The organism is Microtetraspora glauca, from assembly GCF_040656155.1.
Taxonomy (GTDB): Bacteria; Actinomycetota; Actinomycetes; order Streptosporangiales; family Streptosporangiaceae; genus Microtetraspora; species Microtetraspora glauca.
The window spans coordinates 206,939-226,282 of sequence record NZ_JBFALK010000017.1 but is presented as its reverse complement, the minus strand read 5'-3'; the positions used below and the strand labels follow the sequence as shown (position 1 = coordinate 226,282).

Below are 19,344 nucleotides of genomic sequence, written 5' to 3'. Positions count from 1 at the left end.
GATGATCGACAACGTCAGCAAGCGTGTAACCGGCGAAACTACACCAACCTGGAGAGGGACGTACTAGGACGAAAAGTTCAAATCAAACGCCCTCTGAGGGGAAGGATCCGTCGCATGGAAGTACTGAGCAGCCGGATCCTCATCCGCCCTCGCGACCTCGGCGTGAGCCATCACTTCTATCAAGAGGTGCTCGGTCTGGCGGTTTACCGCGAGTTCGGACCGCCGCATGAACGTGGCATCGTCTTCTTCCTCGGCCAGGGCTTCCTGGAAGTCTCCGGGAGCCCCGAACGGCCCCCGCACGACGACGGCGGTCGTGGCCGCAACGCGGAGATCTGGCTTCAGGTGCGTGATGTCCAGGCGGAGCATCGTCGCCTGCTGGACGCGGGCGTCACCGTGATCCGCCCGCCTCGGACCGAACCGTGGGGGCTCGTCGAGATGTGGATCGAGGACCCCGACGGTGTACGCATCGTGCTGGTCGAGGTCCCCGCCGATCACCCGTTGCGCCAGGACATCAGGTGATCTCCGCGCTCAGCCCGCCCACGACAGCAGCGGTTCGATGTGCTCCGGCTGCCGCAGCGACCGCAGGGCCTGGCGTTCGAGCTGGCGGATCCGCTCCCGGGTGAGCCCGAGCCGGTCGCCGATCTCCTGGTAGGTGTGGGTCCGCCCGTCGCCGAGGCCGTACCGCAGGGTGACGATGAACGCCTCGCGATCCGGCAGCATGTCCACGAGGGATCTGAGCTGCTCGGCGAGGACCCTGCACTCCAACACCTCGGAGACGGGGACCACCTCGGCGTCCGCGATCAGGTCCCCGATCCTCGTCTCGCCGTCCTCCCCGACCACCATGTCCAGGCTGACCGTGTCGTGGGCCAGGCGGCGCAGCTCGGCGAGCGTCTCGACGGACTGCCCGGCGGCCGCGGCCACCTCCTCGTCTGTGGGCTCGTGACCGAGGTGGCCTTCGAGATGGCGTTCCGCCCTGGTCACCTTGGCGAGCTGTTCGAGGATGTGAACGGGCAGCCGCACCGTACGGCTCTTGTCGGCCAGGCCGCGTTCGATGGACTGGCGGATCCACCACATGGCGTACGTCGAGAACTTGAAGCCCTTGGCGTAGTCGAACTTCTCGACCGCCCTGATCAGGCCGAGGTTCCCCTCCTGGATGACGTCGAGGAGCGGCCAGCCGCGATGGCCGTACTTCTTGGCCGCGGCGACGACCAGCCGGAGGTTGGCGCGGAGCATATGGTCCTTGGCGGCGTCGCCGTCCCTGACGATCTCCCGGAGCTCCTCCACGCCGCTCCGTTCCGGAGGCTTCGGCGGTGCGGCCTCGGGAGGCGCGGGCTTCCTCGCCTCCGGAACGCCGCCCACCAGATCGCCGCCGGCGGCGTCTCCTCCCTCTCCGGCGTCGTCCGAGGCGGAGCCCGACTCCTCGATCAGATGCTCGGCGTACAGCCCCGCCTCGATGCGTTTGGCGAGATCCACCTCCTCCTGAGCGGTGAGCAGCGGTGTCCTGCCGATCTGGCTCAGATACTGGCCGAGCAGATCATGCTCGTCATAGGGCTCGTACGGCTCCGCGCGGCCGGTGCCCTCATGTCCGCGCATCCTGGTCACCTCTTCGTTTCCAGGCGGCTCCCCCGGGGTTCTTCCTCCGTCTCGTCTCCGCCTACCCAGGGCCCTCCCCGGCATTCCACCTCGTACCGACTCGTACCGGCTCGTACCGACTCGTCCTGGCTCGTCCCTGCCGGTTACGCCGCCGCGCGTTTCTCCCGCCTCCCTCGGGTAGCGGGACCCCTGCGGCCGCTCGCCCGCGACCATGCGGCGAGACGCCGCGATCATGACACGGGGAGGGACACGATGGCCTTCATCGACCGCGAGTGTGTCCGGCATCTGCTCGAAGCACCGGATCCCGACGCGACGCTGGTGTTCGTCCGCGGAGAGTGCGTCGTCCTGTCGGACGCCGAGATCGACGACGCGCACCGGGGGCTGATCATCGCCCGCCGCCGGGACCTGACGGCGCACATCCACGGGGACACGATCACCGATCAGCAGCTCGACCTGCTGGCGGAGCGGCTCGACAACGTCGTACACGATCTGGGCGCCTGACCCGCACTGCAGGCGGCTGAACACCCGCCTGCAGTGAGCGGTCAAGGAAGTTGAAAGTGGTCCATTCCAGACTGCGGGCAACCGCAGCTGAAAGGACCCCTCCCATGAAGATCACCCGCGCTCTCGCCGGTCTGGCCCTCACCACCGCTTTCGTCGCGCTCGCGCCGCTCGCCGCGCAGGCCGCATCCGCCACCTCGTGGGGGCCGTACTACGCCCCGGGAAGCAAGGCGAAGGCTGTCGGGACCCTGGACGCCCTCGGTGAGGACCACGCCGACATCCCCACGGCGGACGTCGTGAAGATCTCCGGCAAGGTGTACGACCTGACCCGGTCGTCCTCGACCTGCGGGTGGGCGGTCTTCCGCATCACCTACCGCGACGCCGGCGGCAACCTGCCCTTCACCCACCGCAGCTTCCGCGACTGCTCGTACGGCACGCCGCTGAAGTTCTCGTTCACGCGGGGCGACGTCTACCAGGTCGAGCTGAAGGTCTGCGCGGAGGGCAAGGCCGCGAAGCCGTCCCTCAACTGCCTCTACGCGGGGACCTGGAAGACGCTCTACCTCTCGAAGTGACCGGACGGGCCGGCGGCCGGGGGAATCCGTGGTTGCCCGTTCGGGACGGCCCCGTACGGGCAACCGAGGGTCAGTCCCCCTCGGGCAGGTCGGGCACGGCGTGGCCGAACCGGAACATGCGCTGAGGGTCGTAGACCTCCCTCAGCCGGGCGAGCCTGCTCAGGACCGGCCGGGTCCAGACCCGGGCGATCTGCTCGGGGGCCGTCTCCGCCCCCAGGAAGTTGAGCAGCGCGCCCCCCGTCAGCCACGGCTCCACGGCGCCGAACACGGCTCCGGCGGCGGCGGGGATCACGGCGGCGAACAACTCGGGCACCGGAGCGCCGATGACCATCAGGGAGAACGCGGCGTCACGCCCGCCGACGGCGTTCTCCGTCCGCGCGGGCCGGGCCAGCGCTCCGCCGAGGTGACGCAGCTCGACCACGGCGAAGGGCACCTCCACGTCCGGCCCCGCGGTCGCGAGGATCGCGTCGACGGTGTCCGCGGTGAGCTCGCGGAGCAGCGCGCCGCGATCCCAGGCGGGCATCGGCCCCTCCGGGTCCTGATGGATGGAGCCGATCGCGGCGAACGGCATCCGGTTCACCGTGTCGATCAGCGGCCGCCCGGCGGCGCGCATGGGAGCGAGCAGCCGCTCTCCCTCCTGCGCCTCTCCGAGGTGCGCGAAACGCAGGTGGGCCACGAAGCGCCCGCGCAGCTCCGGCGGGAGCTCGGGCAGCGGCGGCAGCCGGAGCAGCGCGACGGAGGTCGTGGTGGTCTCCGGCAGGGTGCCGACCCAGTCCCGGTAGGCGTGCAGCACGCCCGCCGCGTCCTCCGCCGGGAAGAAGATCCCACCGCCGTACAGCGTGGCGACCGGGAAGAGATCGACGGTCATCGAGGTGACCACGCCGAAGCTGCCCTTGCCGCCGCGCAGCGCCCAGAACAGGTCGGGTTCGCGGGTGGCGTCGGCGACCCTCGCGTGGCCGTCCGCCGTGACGACCGTCAACTCGCGCACGTGGTCGGCGGCGAAGCCGTACGTGCGGGAGATCGGCCCGATCCCGCCGCCGAGGGTGTAGCCGACCGCTCCGACGCCGGGCGCGGAGCCAGACAGGGGCGCCAGGCCGTACTGCGCGGTCCGCTCGATGACCTCGCTCCACGTCGCGCCCGCGGCGATCGTCGCCGTACGCGCCGACGGGTCCACCGTGACCGCGCGCATCCGGCGGGTGGTGATCATGACGGCGCCGTCGGCCGCCGTCGCGGCACCGTGCCCCGTCGCCTGCACCGCGACCGGGAGCCCATGGCGGGCGGCGAAGCGTACGGCGGCCTGGACGTCGCCCTCGCCCATGGCGCCGACCACCACGACCGGGTGGTGCCGGGTCGCCACGTTGAACCCGCTCACCTCGGCGGCGAAGCCCTCGTCTCCGGGCAGCAGCACCGGGCCGGCCACCTCCTGCCGGAGTGCCTCGACCTCTCGTGACACCCCGGCCGGGTCGTCGGTGATGACGCTCATCGTCTGCTCTTCCTCTCCTGGCCCGTGGGCCGATGTCGGCCGCCTACCGGCCGTGCACGACCTTTCTCCCACGTGGCGCTTGGTGGATTCTTCACATCGTCCTGGCACGGATTAGGACGGCTCCCGCGGCGGCGACGTCGCTCAGGCGTCCCGCGCCGAGCCGGCCCGGCGGATCCGCGCGGGTCCCCGGCGTTTCCGGGCGTTCTCCCGCAGCTCAGAGCACGCCTGTACACGTCCTAGCCGCGTCCTGGTCACGTCCTAGCGCTCTCCAAAGGAGTGGGCCGACGCTACGGGAATGCCGTCTCCTTCCGAGTTCGTCCTGCTTCTCCGGGAGATCCCGGTGCACCCGCACCTGGAGGAGAGCACCCTGCTCGCCGCCGCTGTGGCCGACGCGGCCGCCGAGGTCTCGCCGGCGCGATGCCGGATGTACGTGCTCGCCGACATCGGCCGACCGGCGGCCTCCCCTCCCCTGGCGGCGGCCCTGGTCGAGACGGAGAAGACCGGCCGCCTCGCCTGGATCCGGGAGCTGGCCGTGGCGGAGCCGTTCCGGCGGCGCGGGTTGGGCCGCAGGCTGCTCGCGGACCTGCTCACCGAGTTGCGCGCGGACGGCGTCCGCGAGATCGGCTGCGCGGTGGGGCGAGGGACGGAGAGAGAGCAGGTCGCGGCCGAACAGGACCTCCCGGTGCTCGCCCTGCTGCGCGGCGCCGGGTTCGGGCCGCCCCTTCCCGGGACGGGCGAACGGTGGCGAGCGTTCAGTTACGATTCCCAGGAAACAAGGCGGATCGCGACGGACGCGGCTGTCCTGCTCACCCGGGAGTTGTAGTGCGCGAGGCCATCGACCGTCCGACCTGGGAGCCGAATCCGCTCGACTTCCGCGTCCTCGGCCCCTTCGAAGTGGTCGACCGGGCAGGCACGGCCTTGGATCTCGGTTCCAGGAAGCAGCGGGCGGTCCTCGCTCTGCTCGTCCTGAACGCGCCGCGCGTCGTCCCGCTGGACCAGCTCATCGATCAGCTGTGGGCGGGCGAGCCCCCGTCGAGCGCGACCGGAACGTTGCAGGCGTACATCTCCCAACTCCGCAGGGTCCTCGAACCCCGCCGCGGCCCCCGTACACCGGCCCGTGCGCTGCGCACGCGCGAGCCCGGATACCTCCTGGACATCGAGCCCGCCCAGGTGGACGCCACACGCTTCGTCGGGGACGCCGACGCGGCCCAGGCCGCCCTCCTCCGGGGCGAGGCGGCCCAGGCCGAGTCCCTTCTGGCCGCCGCCCTCAGGGCCTGGAGGGGCGAGCCCCTCGTGGAGTTCACGGAGCCGTTCGCGCGGTCGGCGGTCATCCGGCTGGCCGAGGTACGGGTGACCGCGCTGCAGACGCGCATGGAGGCGTGGCTGTCGCTCGGCCGGTATTCCGAGGCGGCCGCGGAGGTCGGTCACTTCCTGGACGGCGACCCGTACCGCGAGGGTTTCTGGGCGTTGCTCATTCGCGCCCTCTACCGTGATGGGCGGCAGGCCGAGGCGCTCGCCGCCTACCAGCGGTGCCGCACGCTGCTTGGAGAGGAACTGGGGTTGGATCCGAGCCCGGAGTTGCGCCGGCTGGAGCGTGCCGTCCTGGAGCACGACCCCGCGCTGCACGGCCCCTGGCCGCCACGCGCCACACCCGCCTTCACACCCGTCTCCGCCCCCGCCCTCACGACCGTGTCCGCGCCCGTCTCCGCGCCTGCCGGCCCTCGCCCGCAGTACGGGCCGGGGACGGGAACCGGGGCGGGCGCTGCCGGGGCGGGCGCAGCGGATGTGGGAGGCGCGGCCGGAGCCGCCGAACCACCCCGCCTGGTCGGCAGGGAGCCGCACCTGCGCCGCATCGCCGAGCGGCTTGACGACGCCAGGTGCGGCTCGGGAGGACTGCTGCTGGTGACCGGCGAGGCGGGCATCGGCAAGACCCGGCTCGCCGACGGGGCCGCCGAACTGGCCGCGGGCCGCGGGGTGGACGTGGCGTGGAGCCGGTGCCTGGAAGGAAGCGGCGCTCCCGCGTTCTGGCCCTGGATCCAGGTGCTGGAAGCCCTGCGCGACGGCGGCGACGACCTGGCCGACCTGGCCAGCAGCCTGACCGGCGAGGGCGATGCGGGCACCGGCGCGGTCAGCGGTGTCACGGACCCGGACACGGCCCGGTTCCTGTTGCACGACGCCATCGGCCGGGCGCTGGCCCGCCGCGCGGAGAGCGGACCGCTGATGTTGATCATCGACGACCTCCATTGGGCGGACGCGGCGTCGCTGAAGCTGCTCACCTTCCTCGGAGGCGACCTGCACCGGCTGCCCCTGCTCGTGCTCGTCACCATGCGGCCGAACGGGCCGGACGCCGCGCCGCCGCTGGCCGAGGCGCTCGGGGAGCTCACCCGCCATCGCGGCACCGAACGCATGAGCGTCGGCGCGTTCACTCCCGAGCAGGTCATGGACTACCTCGCCGACGCCGGAGCCGATCTCGGCGCGGAGACCGATGCCGATGCCGCGAGCAGCGCCGTGAGCGGTGCCGTGAGCGCCGACGACGTGCGCAGTGCGAGGGTCCTGAGAGGCACGGGCGAGTCCACGATCATCGCCGCCCACGGGCGAGCCGGGAGCGGGGACCGCGCCGGGAACGGCCGAGCCGCCCCGCGGGAGCTCCCGTACGAACGCGACCGCGCGCTCGCCGAGGCGTTGCACGAGCGGACCGGAGGGAACCCGCTCTTCCTCCGCGAGTTGCTGCGCCTGCTCGCGAGCAACCGCCCGGCGCGGAGCGTGGCCGCCGACGACGTACGGTCGATCGCGGTTCCCGACGGGGTCCGCGACGTCATCTCCCAGCGGGTGTACCGGCTGCCCGAGGACACCCAGGCACTGCTCCGCGCCGCCGCCGTGATCGGCAAGGACGTCGACGCGGACGTCCTGGAGGCCGCCACGGGGATCGGAGCCGCGCGCATGATGACGCTGCTCGAACCGGCGGTGGCGACCGGCCTGCTGGCGGAGACGGATGACGGCTGGAACTACCGGTTCTCGCACGCCCTGGTCAGGGACGCCCTCTACGCCGGGCTCACCCGGCTCCAGCGGGCGCAGATCCACGCCAGGGTGGGTGAGGCGATCGAGAGCCGCTACCGGGGTGACCTGTCCTCGCGGCTGCCCGTGCTGGCGCACCATTTCGGCAGCGCCGCGCGCGTCGGCGGCGCGGCGAAGGCCGTCTCGTACGCCACGGAGGCGGCGCGGCAGGCCGCCGTCCACCTCGCGTACGACGAGGCGGTCCTCTTCTGGGAGCAGGCGCTCGCCGTGTTGGATCCGGCGGGGATGGGCTTCGCCGCCCGGCGCTGCTCGCTGCTCATCGAGCTGGGCCGGGCACGGCGGGTGACCGGAGACGTCGTGGGTGGCCGCGTGGCGTTGGACGAGGCGGTGGCTCTGGCGACCGATCTGGGCGACGACGACGCGGTGGTGGAGGCGGCCACCGTCTTCGGCGGCGTGACCCTCTGGTACTGGCGCGCGTACGGGGTCGTGGACGAGCGCATGGTCGCCCTGGTGGAGCAGCAGCTCCGGCGGCTGACCCCCGCGGCCGGCGCGCTGAGCCCGGACGGTGCGCCGACGGGAGTGAACGACGTCCGGCGCGCGGAACTTCTGGGCACCCTCGGGGTCGAGCTGTACTACGGGGATCGCCGCGCCGAGGGGCGGCAGTACACGGCCGAGGCGGTGGCCCTGGCCCGGCGGATCGGTGACGATCTGCTGCTCGCCCGGACGCTCAACAACTACGCCGTCGCCGCGTGGACTCCCGACTGGGAGGAGGATCGGCTGCGCGCGGTGGAGGAGATCCTGACCCTGCCGCGGCTGCCGCTGGCCTGGGAGGTGATCGCCCGGCTGCTGCGCATGCCGTCGCTGCTCAGGTCGGGACGGCTCCCGGAGTACGACGCGGAGCTCGCCCGCTGCCTGCGGATCACCGACGAGATCCGGATGCCGGAGATCAAGGCGCAGGTCAACTACGCCGCGGCCGGGCGGGCGCTGCTCGACGGCCGGTGGGCCGACGTCGAACGGTTCAGCGGCACGGCGGTGACGGGGCACCATCGCACCAGCCTGTGGGGTGCCGGCGCGATCGACATACTGTGCCGCTTCTTCTTCGACTGGGCACGGGGCCGCCACGGCGTGCACCTCGACGAGCTGGCCGCGCTCGCCGCCGATCCCTCGCACCGGCTGCTGCGTCCCACGGCGGTCCTCGCGGCGGTCGAGGCCGGCGAGGAGGAGCTCGCGCACCGCATGGTCGACCAGTGGGGTACCAGGATCGAGCGGGACTGGGCGTGGCAGTTCACGGTCTGGCAGTGGGCGCTGGTCGCCACGAAGCTGGGCCGTCCCGACCCCGAGGAGATGCTCGCCGAGGTCCTGCCCATCGCCGACCAGTTCGTCATCATGGGCACAGGCGCGGTCTCATGGGGGGCGATGCACGATGTGGCGGCCCTGCTCCTGGCCCGGCTGGGCCGTACCGGCGAGGCGGTGGCGCAGGCGGAGCGGGCCGTGGCACTCCACCGTCGCCTCGGCCTGCGCCATCTGGAGGAGGGAAGCGCCGCGCTCCTCTCCCGGCTCCGGTCCTGAAAAGGGGCCGGTCCTGAAAAGGGGCCGGTCCGAAGACCGGCCCCTCAGGTCAGCGGGCTACTGGGCGTCCGGCTTGACGATGATCGGCAGCTGGGCGTCGAACAGGCTCGCGAAGGTCAGCGAGGGCATGATGTGGCCCTTCTTCTGCTCGTCCTGGGACAGGTCGACGGCCCACGAGGAGCTGGCCAGCCGCTGGTTCGGCGTGCCGTGGTGACCGTCGCTGGTGAAGGCGCAGTCGCCCACCTCGAAGAAGGACTGAACCGCGGGAAGCAGGCGCTTGGCGTTCAGGGTGCCGCCGCGCTTGTGGGTCAGGAAGTAACCGGCGAAGGCGTCGGCCATGAGCTCGGTACGGCGGGTGGCCTCGGGACCGGTGAGCGGACTGTCGAAGAGGTTGTCCTCGTACTGGACGTGGTGGCCGAACTCGTGGGCCAGGATGGACTTGGTGGCCACGTCGCCCAGGCCGATCGCGGCCATGCCCTTCATGATGCCGTCGCCCATGACGATCTTGTCGGGAAGGCCCTGCACGACCGGGTCGGGGTCGCCCTCCGCGGTGAAGGCGAAGGCGTTGAAGGTGAAGATCGGGTTGTCCGCGTTGAGCACCGGATCCTCGGCCAGCGCCTCGGTCAGCAGCTCGGCCAGGCCCGTGCCCCCACCCGCGGGCAGGCCCCACAGCACTTCGAGGACGCGGGCGGTGCGGCCGACATCCTTGAGCGCGTCACTGTGCATCGCCACGTCGCGGATGTCGTCGGACGTGATGTCCCAGAACCGCTTCAGGTCGCGCATCTCGTGGGTGACGGTCGTGGTGTACTCGCCGTTCTCGCCGTAGCTCTGCGGCTCGTCGGCCGACTTGAAGAGCAGCGCGTCGTAGGCGGGAACGTCCAGGCCGCCGAGCAGCACGACGATCATGATCGTGCCGAAGTCCGCGCCCTCGAGCCGGGCGTCGAGCCACGCGGTCAGCGTGGTGTCGCCACACTGGTAGTCGTTCGGGTCGATGGCGCTGCGCGCCACGTCGTTCCAGGCCGAGCCGGTGACGCCGAGCCTGGCCTTGAACCGTGCGGCGCGCTCCTGCCAGTCGGCCGGCAGGGCCTTGACGCTCTCGAGGTAGCGGGCCTTGGTGGCGTCGTCGACGTGCAGGGAGTTGATGGCGCCCTCGAGGGCGGCGGTGGGGGAGGTTGCCTGCGCCGAGACCGGGGCGCTGATCGCGAAGGTGGCGGCGACAACGGCGGCGGCCAGCAGGGCCAAAGGCTTGCGCAAAGGTGGCTCCTTCGACATGAAAGCACTTGGCGCAAGTTTCCTGATCTTGACAAGGATTGTGAATATTCCAAATATGTCAGGATCCGGCATGTCCGGAATATGACATGCGACCGGAACCGCTTGAGTTTCAGGCGAAGCTGCGGTTGGATCCTCGATCCGCTTGGGGAAAGGTGAGCAACACGGTGAAGCCGTTACAGGCACTCGGCGTCTCGCCCACGGCGGAAGCCATCTACTTCGCCCTCGCCGAGGCCGGTCCGAGCCCCGTGGAGGCCCTGCCCACGCCGCGCGAAGAGCTCGGCCAGGCACTGGCCGAGTTGGAGTCCCTGGGGCTGGTCACCGTTGTGGACGGATATGCGTCTCCGCTGCCCCCGCTCAGCGCTCTGGAGGCGTACGCCGACCGCCACACGCGTGAGGCCCTCATGGCCAGGGAGAGCGCCGCCGTCCTGGCCAGGTTCTGGCACGATCATCAGCTGTCGGCGCGCTACCTCGAGGCCGTCACCACCTCCGAAGGCACGACGGCGATGCAGCGCAGGCTGCTCGACCGGGCGGAGCGTGAGGTGCGGGCACTGGTCCTCGGGCCGGTCGGCCGTCCCGCCGAGACCCCGCGGGTGGCCGCGGGCACCCTTGAGGCGCTGGCCCGAGGCGTCACCATCCGGGCCGTCTACGGAGCCGAGATCCTGCGCAGGCCCGCCGCCCTGGCCGCCCTGCGCACCTGTGTCGAAGCCGGTGAGCAGGCCAGGGTCTTCCCCGACATCTCCATCCACATGCTCATCGGCGATGACCGTGAAGCCGTTCTGATCTTCGGAGTCGGGAACCCGCAGGCGCGTCACGCCATCGTGGTCCAGCCGTCGGGACTCATGACCGGACTTGCCGGGATATTCGAGTCTTTCTGGAGACTGGCGGTGCCGCTCGCCGCCACCGTGGAGACCAACGACCTCGACGCCGGTCCGACCACCGAGGGGCGGCGGCTGCTCAGCTATCTGAGCGCCGGGCTCACCGACGAGTCGATCGCCCGCGAACTCGGGGTCAGCGAGCGCACCGTCGCCCGCAGGATCGCCAGGCTCCAGGAGATCCTCGGCGCTCAGACGCGCTTCCAGCTCGGCGTGCAGGCTTCCCGGCAGGGCTGGATCTAGAGGTCGCGCCCCGGCTCCGGCACGGGAGCGGGTCTGGACCGGGGCGTAGCCCGGAATGCTTCGCCGACGCCCCGACCTTCCCGGGCCGGGCACACAGCGGCATGGCCAGGGAAGGTCCGCGAACCGCGCGTCTCAGCCGAGGAGACCGTCGCCCACCCACCCGTTCGGCGCGCAACCGGGCGGGATCGCGAAGACGGCCGAGCCGATCGGGACGGTCCACTCGTTCAGCAGGTCCGCCTCCGCCAGCTTCCGCTGGATGGGGACGAACTGCCGGGTGATGTCGGCCTGGTACGACGCGAACAGCAGCCCGGAGGAGGACTTCCCGTCGGAGGTGATCCCCTCGTCGTAGTTGTACGTCCTGCGGAAGATCCGCATGCCGGGATCCTGGACGTGCGCCCGCCTGATGTGGGCGTACTCCGAGATGACGGGGAACCCGGCCGCGCCGAGCTTCTCGAAGTCCGCCTCGTCGTGCTCGGCGTGGCCGGTGAGGGGCGCGCCGGTGTCGAGGCGGCGTCCCACGCTGAACTCCCTGGCCACCCGGTCGGCGGCGTCCCAGGTCTCCAGTTCCATGTGGATACGGCGCAGCACCAGCGTCGTCCCGCCGCGCAGCCACTCGGGTCCGTCGCCGATCCAGACCGCGCGATCGAAGTCCGCCGTCCCCGGCACGGGGTTGACGGTCCCGTCGAGCTGGCCCATCAGGTTCCGCTGCGTCGTCCCCGGAGCCTGGACCTGCGGGCTCCTGCGGAAGCCCCGCTGGGTCCAGCGCACCTTGGCGAAGGCCCGCGCGTCCTTCACGATCATGCGGAGGGCGTGCGCGAGCGTGACTCCGTCCTCGGCGCCGATGTGCACCAGCAGATCACCGCCGGTCCACTGCTTCTCCAGCCGGTCGATGCTGAACGCGGGAAGGGGCGCCACGGTATCGGGCCGCAGGTGCTCGACCCCCGCCGCCGTGAACAGCCCCGGCCCGAAGCCGAACGTGACGGTCAGCCGGGCGGGATCGGCGGCGAGCTCGGGTTCGACGTCGGCCAGCGCCGGCCGTCCCTGGGTCAGGCGGCGGGCGTCGTCCGTGAGCAGCCGCATCAGCCGCCCGAGCGCCTCCTTGTCGACGCCGGTACGGAGGTCCAGGCCGAGGAAGGCGGCGTACGTCTGCGGCGTCGTCGCGATCCCGCTCTGGTGCTGCCCGTGGAAGGGTTCGAGTGCCGTACTCGCGGCGGCGGGAGACCCGGTGATGGAGGTGGCGCCGGGGGCGGAGGTAGTGGAGGGGGAACCGGCGGGCGCGCACGCGGCGAGGGCGCCGACCGCCGTGGCGGCGCCTCCCGCGAGCAGTCCCCGTCGGCTCAGTCGGGGTTCACTCATGTCGATCAGCCGTGGTCCTCGCTCGTGCCGCCGTCACCGTGCGCGTCGCCTCCGGCGCTCTCCGAGTGCCCGCCCGAGTGATCCGTACCGGGCTGGTAGTTCTCCTTGCCACCGGCGAACTCCTTGCCGATGGCGGTGAAGTCGAGCGTTCCGCCGTCCTTGAAGGTGAGCGTGAAGGTGATCTCGTCACCGGGCTTCACCTGCTTCGTGACGCCCATCAGCATGATGTGGTCGCCACCCGGCTCCAACTGGTGCGTGCCGTGGGCGGGGATCACGAAGCCGCCCTTCTTCGCGCGCATGACCATCTTCCCCCCGGAGTCCACAACCTCGTGCAGCTCGACGTCCGGCGACAGCGGGGACGTCGCGGAGACCACGGTCACGTCGGCGTCACCGTTGTTGATCAGGGTGCCGAAGGCCGCCGTCATGCCCGACTCGGTGCCCTTCACCCAGGGATCCGTTACGGAGATCGCGGAGCCGGCGGTGACCGCCGGGGTGACCGCCGGGGTGGCGGCGTCGGGCTGGACGGCGGCCCGGGTCTCGGGCTGGGCGGCGGGCTGCGAACCACAGGCGCCGACCATGGCGACGAGGATCGCGGCGGGAGCGATACGGCGAAGGAACATCGTTGTTGCCTTTCTTCGGCCCGGCTGGGCGTACCGAGGGCGCCTCGGCTCCGCCGTACCGGATGGTGAGCTTGTCAGGAGGGCGATCCGCCAGGTGGCGAGATCGCGGCCGGTCGCTGAACGTGCGGACCGGCCGTGCGAACGGGATCGGCGACTACGGCGTACGCGTACATGGCCGATCGAGACTCTGCTGCCGGACTCGGCGAAGCGGCGCGCCCGATCAGCACGCTTCACCGGCACGCCTAAGCAGCGCGGTGGTCGCGTGCGGTGGTCCTGTGCGCGTGAGTCAGCGTGACGTGAGTGGGACGCCCATGGGCGGGCCACGGCGGCTCACGGCGTGCCGCAGCGACCGGGTGCGGAGGATCTCCGGCTCGGTGGACCGGGAGGCGTGGAACGGCGTGGGGGCCGGGGCCAGCAGGACGTCCAGCAGGAGGCACAGCCGGGCCGCGAGCCGCCGCAGCAGCGACCACAACATGGCCTCGCCGTGGGACAGCCACAACGCCGTCAGGCCGACGGCCCAGCCGTGCATGACCAGCATGCCGACGCCCGGCACCAGTCCGGAGTGGAGGTGCGCCCCGGCCTCGGCGTACGGCGTCGCGTCGCCGGCGGAGGACACGCTCACGGAGAACAGCAGGTGCAGTGCCACCTGGAGGCCGCCGAGGAGCGGCAGGATCACGGCCAGCCCGCGTTCCCGGCCGGTCCACGGAAGCGCGGCGGCGAACGCGAGGATCAGCCCTCCGGCGACCCGGGGCCCGGAGAGCGTGCCTCCGGCGAACAGGTGCGCCAGAACGCCCAGCCCGACGCACACCGCGGCGAAGGCCGTGGTGCGAGCGAGTCGGAAAGGCGTCAGGACGGACATAGTGTCGTTATCGTCCCATGAGGATCCGCCGGTCCCCCAACCGCTCCCATGAATCGGTGAAGATCGTCCCCTGCGTCGTCCGGCGGCTCACATCAGGTAGCGGAACCACAGGTACGGCGTGGAGATCGCGACCGTGACGAGGGTGACGATCAGACCGTATTTGGTGAACTGCCAGAAGCTGATCGGCGTACGGTTGCGCGCGGCGATGCCGAGGACGACGACGTTCGCGGCGGCGCCGACGGCGGTGGCGTTGCCGCCGAGGTCGGCGCCGAGCGCCAGGGCCCACCACAGCGCCCGCGCCGGGCCGTTGCCGCCGTTCGCCTGTACGAGATCGGCCACGATCGGGCTCACCGTCGCCACATAAGGGATGTTGTCCACGACCGCCGACAGTGCCGCCGACGCCCAGAGCAGCAGCATCGTGGCGAATCCGAGCCGGCCCTCGGTGGCCCCGACCGCCGCCTCGGAGATCTTCCCGATGACACCGGTCTCGACCAGCGCGCCCACCATGACGAACAGCCCGGCGAAGAACACCAGCGTGGGCCACTCGACCTCGCGGATCGCCTCCTCCGTGGTGACCCGGGTCGCGGCGACCAGCACCCCGGCCCCGAGGAGCGCCACCACGGAGGGCTCGTAGTGCAGCACCGGATGCAGCACGAACGCGACCATCACCAGCGCGAGCACGACGAGGCTCTGCCACAGCAGCCTGCGGTCGGCGATCGCCTCACGCTCGTTCAGCGCCATGATCTCCGCCGCCCGGTCGGGGTCGTACCGGAACGCGTTCCTGAACATGATCCGGCACAGCCCGATGAACGCCAGGAGCAGGACCACGACGAGCGGGGCGAGATGGACCAGGAAGTCGTTGAACGTCAGCCCGCCCCTGCTGGCGATGATGATGTTGGGCGGGTCTCCGACCAGGGTGGCCGTGCCGCCGATGTTGGACGCCATCGCCTCGGCGATGAGGAACGGCGCGACGTTCAGCGCGAGCCGTTCGCAGACGAGGAACGTGACCGGGGCGATCAGCAGCACCGTCGTCACATTGTCGAGCAGCGCGGAGGCGCAGGCGGTGATCACGACCAGCAGCACCATGAGCCGGAACGGACGGCCCCGCGCCCGTTTGGCCGCCCAGATCGCCAGGTACTCGAAGACGCCCGTCTGCTTCAGCACTCCGACGATGATCATCATGCCGAGGAGCAGGAAGATGACGTTCCAGTCGATCCCCGTGTGCTCGGAGAAGAACGCCGACGGTGCTCCGGTGGCGTGGATGAGCAGCATGATCCCCGCACCGCCGAGCGCCGCCGCGACCCGGTGGATCCGCTCCGTCGCGATCAGCGCGTACGTGCAGACGAAGGCCACCACCGTCAGCCAGGCGGTGACCGTCATGAGGCGAGGGCCCGGTCCAGCAGGGTCTGCAGCGTGACGGCTCCGAGCAGCCGGCCCCCGCCGACGACCGCGACCAGCGGGCTGCGGGTGCGCGCCATCAGCGCGGCGATCTCCAGCACCGTGGCGTCCGGGTCGGTGACCGGCAGTTCGCGCGGCTCCTCCGGCAGGCACTCCCGGACGGTACGGCCGGCGAGCGCGCGCAGGAACGCGTCTGCGTGCGCCTCGTCCACGACACGGGCGAGGGCCGGGTCGTCCTGGCAGTAGCGCGGAACGGCCAGCCGCAGCACCTGCGTTCCCGGCAGGACCGTGCGCGGCCGCCCGCGCTCGTCGATCACTATCAGGCCGGGGAGATCCTGGTCCGCGAGTAACCGGGCCGCTTCGATCATCGGGGTGTCGAGGGTGACGGTCGGGAAGTCGACGGTGAGATCGCGAGCTCGCATCGGGGGCACTCCGGGGTCGGTGAGGTCTGCGCCGACCAGACTTCCCGGCTCACCTCCCGGAAACCTATCAACCCGCCACCCGCCGGAGGAAGTGGGTGTCCAAGGCGGAAATGCCGCGGCGGCCCGCGATCGGGTCAGAACCTCCGGCAGCGGAGCAGGAGCATGGCCGCGTCGTCGTGCAGCGGGGCGTCCACGTGCGCGACCAGGTCGACGCGGAGCGACTCCAGCGCCACCTCGGGGTCGTCCTCCTTCAGCAGGTGAGCCCGGTCGGCGAGCGGATAGAACCGGCCCGCGCGGTCCCGTGCCTCGATGACGCCGTCGGTGTAGAGGAGGACCTGGTCGCCCGTGCCGAACGGGATCTGGGACGGGGTCGGCCCCGGCACCTCCAGTACGGCGAGGCCGAGCGGCGGCGCGAAGGTGTCCGGCTCGACGAAGGCGGTCCCACCGTCCGCCCGGATGATCAGCGGCGCCGGATGGCCGTAGTTGAGCAGGGTCAACGTGCCGTCGGGGTGGGCCTCGGCCAGGATCGCGGTGACGAAGTCCTCCCCCGTCAGGCGCCGGTTGAGCGCCTTCTCCACGCGGGCGCTGACCCCGAGGAGATCCGGCTCGTCGTGCGCGGCCTCCCGGAACGCGCCGAGGACCAGCGCCGCGGTCTCCACGGCCTCCAGGCCCTTGCCCTGGACGTCGCCGACGATCACTCGCACGCCGCTCGGGCCGGTGACCACCTCGTACAGGTCGCCGCCGATGCGCGCCTCCGCCGCCGCCGACGTGTAGGAGACGGCCGCGCGCAGGTGGCCCGCCCTGCGGGGAACCGGGCGCAGCAGTACGCGTTGCGCGACCTCGGCGACGGATCGCACGTTGGCGAGCTCGCGCTCGCGCCGCTGCCGCCCGGCGGTGGCCAGGATGCTGGCGGCGGTCACGCCGCTGATGGAGATGAGGCTCAGGTCGCTCTCGGGGGCGCGCAGCAGGTCGTTGTAGAGGGCGAGCAGCAGGGAGAGCGCCAGCGCGATGAGCCCGATCAGCACGGTACGGCGGATGCCGCCCACCAGGCTCGCGAACGCCGGGCCGATGGCCAGCAGCGAGAGGAAGACGTACTGGGAGCCGGCCAGGATGTCGGCGGCGGCGATGATGCCCATCATCACGAAGGGCAGCATCGCCATCAGGGACTGCGTTCGGGTCACGCGGGCTCGAGTCACGCGGGCTCCGGCCGCCGGCTCCGGTCGGAACGGATGAACCCTGGCTGGCGATTCTGGCGCTGCGTCACTGTGTGCCTCCGATATGTCGCCGAACGCGGTCGCCTGCTGGCCAGGCCCTCCCCCGCGCGCGCCGCCGTCACTGTAACAAGCGAGGTCATCCCAGAACAGGCGATACGTCCCCTGGGCTCCCAGGTTGGGAACCGGGAACGGCGGCCCTCCGGGAGGCCGGGCCGGACCGTTCGCGCGGGATTGGTGCCGCCCCCGCCCCGATGGCCCGCACGCCTCCCCTGCCTGCCAGTACGTCCGTCATGCGCCAAGGATAGATCGTCTGTCTGGCTGCTCCCACCGAGAGCGTCGTGCATGGGCACGGACGGGGACCGTCGGCACCGTCGATAGGGTGACCAGGTGGATCAGGGCAGATACCAGGGCACGGATCACGGCACGGATCACGGCACGGATCACGGCACGGATCACGGCACGGATCACGGCACGGATCACGGCACGGATCGGAGTCCGGATCGCCGTGAGGACCACGGCCGGGACCACCGTACGGATCTTGGCGGCCGGGAGGCGTTGCGGGAGCTGCTCTCCGGAGTGGACGCGCGGCGGTTCCGGCTGGCCCTGGCCCTGCTGTGCGACGGCCGCTGGTGGACGCTGGCCGATCTCGTCCGTGCCACCGCCACCTCCAGGCGGGGTGTCGAGGCGCTTCTTCGCGAGGTCGCGACCGAACGGTCCGGCGAGCGGTTCCGGCCGGTTCCGGAGGAGGCCCGCGCCTGCCGTGAGCTGCTCGGGGACGAGCCCGTCACGGCGCCGGTCCTGCCCGCCGACCCGGTCGGCCACCTGCTCCCCCACCACACGGAGTCGGTCGAGCTGATGGAGCGGCTGATCGCGGGGGCGCCGCGCGGCCTGCACGTCCTGGACCACGTGGCGGCGACGCCGGAAACGGTCGTACGCCGGGCGCTGCTCCTCGGCGCGAGGTTCTGGCTGCCGGGCGCGCGACTGCTGTGCGTGGGCGACCACGACCTGACCTCGCTCGCGGTCGCGCTGCTCCACCCGGACGTCGAGGTGACCGTGGTCGACATCGACGAGCGCATCCTCGCCTACATCGGCGAGCAGGCCGCGCGTCTCGGCCTCGACGTGCGGACCCGCTGGGCGGATCTGCGTCTCGGCCTGCCGCCCTCGGTCCACGACCACGCCGACCTGGCCATCACCGATCCGCCGTACACGCCCGAGGGCATCGGCCTGTTCGTCGCCCGTGCCTGCGAGGGGCTGCGGGATGTGGAGCAGGGCCGGATCCTCCTGGCGTACGGCGCGAGCGAGCGGACTCCGATGCTCGCGCTGAAGGTCCAGAACGCGCTCCACGACCTCAATCTCGCCTATGAGGCGATGTATCCGGACTTCAATCGGTACTTCGGGGCGGAAGCCATCGGCTCGGCCGCCGACCTGTACGTCCTGCGTCCGACGACCAAGACCCGGCCCGCCGTGGCCGCGCGGACCGAGCGCTTCGCCACCGCGATCTACACCCAGGGGCCCCAGGCGGTGGAGTCCCGGGCGGTGGAATCGGGTCGGACAGAGCCGGGGCGGGCGGAGCCTCCGGCGGCCGGACCGTCCGCGGGCACCGTGGACGCGCCGGCGGAGTTCGCTCCGGGGGTCCTGGTGGGTGAATGGCCCAAGGACATGCTGCCCCGGATCCCCCGGGCCCGGTTGTCCACCTGGCTGTCCAAGCCGTACGCCGCCGCGCAGGAACGCGTGGCCATAGCCGTACCGGCCGGGCTGGAAGGCGCGCTGCCCCGGCTGCTGCTCGCCGCCCGGGCACACCACGTACGGGCCTTTCTGGGTGGATCTCCGGGAGATCTCGCGGCGCTGTCCGAGCTGCTCTCACCGGTCTACGAGGTCACCGCGCACGGCCACGTCCTCGACGCGGTACGGCGGCCCCTTCCCGGCGAGGACCGGGGTGAGGACCGGGGCGGGGACAGGGCCGCAGGTCCAAGCGCGCACGCGGACAGGGGCGCGGGTGAGGGATGGGACGTGGACGACGCCACCGACGCGGTCCTGCGCCGGATCCTGGACAACGCCCACGGCAAGCTGGCCAACACCTGGCGTGAGGCGCTGACCAGACTGCCGGGCGGGCCGACCAAGAAGCAGGCTCGCTCGATCGTCGCCGCCGTCGCTCCGTGGTCGGCCGACGTCACTCCCTTGGAGTTGCCCGCGCACCGGTTGCGCGAGCTGCGTTCCGCCGTGTCCTCCTCACTGCGTTCCGTCGCCGGCACGGCCTGAACCGACCGCGTAAACCGCCCCGAGGTTTTTCCCCGGGGCCCCTCGGCGGCACCGCCGTCCGGATCGGCCCCGGTCGGTCCCGGCGGTCCTGGCGGGTCG

Annotated in this window: 16 protein-coding genes; 7 read left to right on the top strand and 9 right to left on the bottom strand. The window is 71.7% G+C overall.

Annotated features, from left to right (window positions below; genetic code table 11):
- Positions 1-114 precede the first annotated feature (114 nt).
- Entirely contained in the window at positions 115-519 is a 405-nt protein-coding gene (locus AB0I59_RS29080) for a VOC family protein (protein ID WP_358137968.1), read from the top strand.
- 9 nt (positions 520-528) lie between these two features.
- On the opposite strand, the gene AB0I59_RS29075 is transcribed toward AB0I59_RS29080, so the two are convergent.
- Positions 529-1,593, bottom strand: a complete 1,065-nt coding sequence (locus tag AB0I59_RS29075) for a sigma-70 family RNA polymerase sigma factor (protein ID WP_358137965.1) — start codon at positions 1,591-1,593, stop codon at positions 529-531.
- 252 nt (positions 1,594-1,845) lie between these two features.
- On the opposite strand from AB0I59_RS29075, the gene AB0I59_RS29070 reads away from it, so the two are divergent.
- The gene (locus tag AB0I59_RS29070) at positions 1,846-2,094 is read left to right on the top strand and encodes a hypothetical protein (protein WP_061257927.1); all 249 of its coding nucleotides are present in this window, start codon (positions 1,846-1,848) and stop codon (positions 2,092-2,094) included.
- A 104-nt stretch (positions 2,095-2,198) separates the two neighbouring features.
- Positions 2,199-2,663: a hypothetical protein gene (locus AB0I59_RS29065; RefSeq protein WP_061257926.1), complete on the top strand. Its 465-nt coding sequence runs from the start codon at positions 2,199-2,201 to the stop codon at positions 2,661-2,663.
- A 70-nt stretch (positions 2,664-2,733) separates the two neighbouring features.
- On the opposite strand, the gene AB0I59_RS29060 is transcribed toward AB0I59_RS29065, so the two are convergent.
- The gene (locus AB0I59_RS29060; RefSeq protein ID WP_061257925.1) at positions 2,734-4,146 is read right to left on the bottom strand and encodes an FAD-binding oxidoreductase; all 1,413 of its coding nucleotides are present in this window, start codon (positions 4,144-4,146) and stop codon (positions 2,734-2,736) included.
- A gap of 295 nt (positions 4,147-4,441) precedes the next feature.
- Here AB0I59_RS29060 and AB0I59_RS29055 point away from each other — a divergent pair, with 295 nt between their 5' ends.
- Positions 4,442-4,969, top strand: coding sequence for a GNAT family N-acetyltransferase (locus AB0I59_RS29055; protein WP_061257924.1), 528 nt, complete (start codon positions 4,442-4,444; stop codon positions 4,967-4,969).
- Positions 4,969-8,730, top strand: a complete 3,762-nt coding sequence (locus tag AB0I59_RS29050) for an ATP-binding protein (protein WP_358137961.1) — start codon at positions 4,969-4,971, stop codon at positions 8,728-8,730. The genes AB0I59_RS29055 and AB0I59_RS29050 overlap by 1 nt, the downstream gene beginning before the upstream one ends.
- Positions 8,731-8,787: 57 nt before the next feature.
- On the opposite strand, the gene AB0I59_RS29045 is transcribed toward AB0I59_RS29050, so the two are convergent.
- On the bottom strand, positions 8,788-9,984 hold the full coding sequence (locus tag AB0I59_RS29045) for a neutral zinc metallopeptidase (RefSeq protein WP_358137958.1): 1,197 nt from the start codon (positions 9,982-9,984) through the stop codon (positions 8,788-8,790).
- Positions 9,985-10,166: 182 nt separating this feature from the next.
- Here AB0I59_RS29045 and AB0I59_RS29040 point away from each other — a divergent pair, with 182 nt between their 5' ends.
- The gene (locus AB0I59_RS29040; protein ID WP_063818844.1) at positions 10,167-11,117 is read left to right on the top strand and encodes a LuxR C-terminal-related transcriptional regulator; all 951 of its coding nucleotides are present in this window, start codon (positions 10,167-10,169) and stop codon (positions 11,115-11,117) included.
- Between the two features lie 132 nt (positions 11,118-11,249).
- On the opposite strand, the gene AB0I59_RS29035 is transcribed toward AB0I59_RS29040, so the two are convergent.
- The 6 genes from AB0I59_RS29035 to AB0I59_RS29010 all read right to left on the bottom strand — a co-directional run bounded on the left by AB0I59_RS29035 (position 11,250) and on the right by AB0I59_RS29010 (position 16,953).
- A complete protein-coding gene (locus AB0I59_RS29035; RefSeq protein WP_358137955.1) occupies positions 11,250-12,473 on the bottom strand; it encodes a Dyp-type peroxidase in 1,224 nt (407 codons plus the stop codon).
- A gap of 5 nt (positions 12,474-12,478) precedes the next feature.
- Positions 12,479-13,093 (bottom strand): copper chaperone PCu(A)C, encoded by a 615-nt coding sequence (locus tag AB0I59_RS29030; protein WP_358137953.1) that lies wholly within the window; start codon positions 13,091-13,093, stop codon positions 12,479-12,481.
- Between the two features lie 286 nt (positions 13,094-13,379).
- Positions 13,380-13,952, bottom strand: a complete 573-nt coding sequence (locus tag AB0I59_RS29025) for a hypothetical protein (protein WP_061257919.1) — start codon at positions 13,950-13,952, stop codon at positions 13,380-13,382.
- 87 nt (positions 13,953-14,039) lie between these two features.
- Positions 14,040-15,332, bottom strand: coding sequence for an ArsB/NhaD family transporter (locus AB0I59_RS29020; protein ID WP_358137951.1), 1,293 nt, complete (start codon positions 15,330-15,332; stop codon positions 14,040-14,042).
- Positions 15,329-15,772 (bottom strand): CBS domain-containing protein, encoded by a 444-nt coding sequence (locus AB0I59_RS29015; RefSeq protein WP_061257917.1) that lies wholly within the window; start codon positions 15,770-15,772, stop codon positions 15,329-15,331. The genes AB0I59_RS29020 and AB0I59_RS29015 overlap by 4 nt, the downstream gene beginning before the upstream one ends.
- A gap of 134 nt (positions 15,773-15,906) precedes the next feature.
- Positions 15,907-16,953 (bottom strand): PP2C family protein-serine/threonine phosphatase, encoded by a 1,047-nt coding sequence (locus AB0I59_RS29010; protein WP_358137948.1) that lies wholly within the window; start codon positions 16,951-16,953, stop codon positions 15,907-15,909.
- Positions 16,954-17,373: 420 nt separating this feature from the next.
- On the opposite strand from AB0I59_RS29010, the gene AB0I59_RS29005 reads away from it, so the two are divergent.
- Positions 17,374-19,245: a bis-aminopropyl spermidine synthase family protein gene (locus AB0I59_RS29005; protein WP_358137945.1), complete on the top strand. Its 1,872-nt coding sequence runs from the start codon at positions 17,374-17,376 to the stop codon at positions 19,243-19,245.
- Positions 19,246-19,344: the final 99 nt, after the last annotated feature.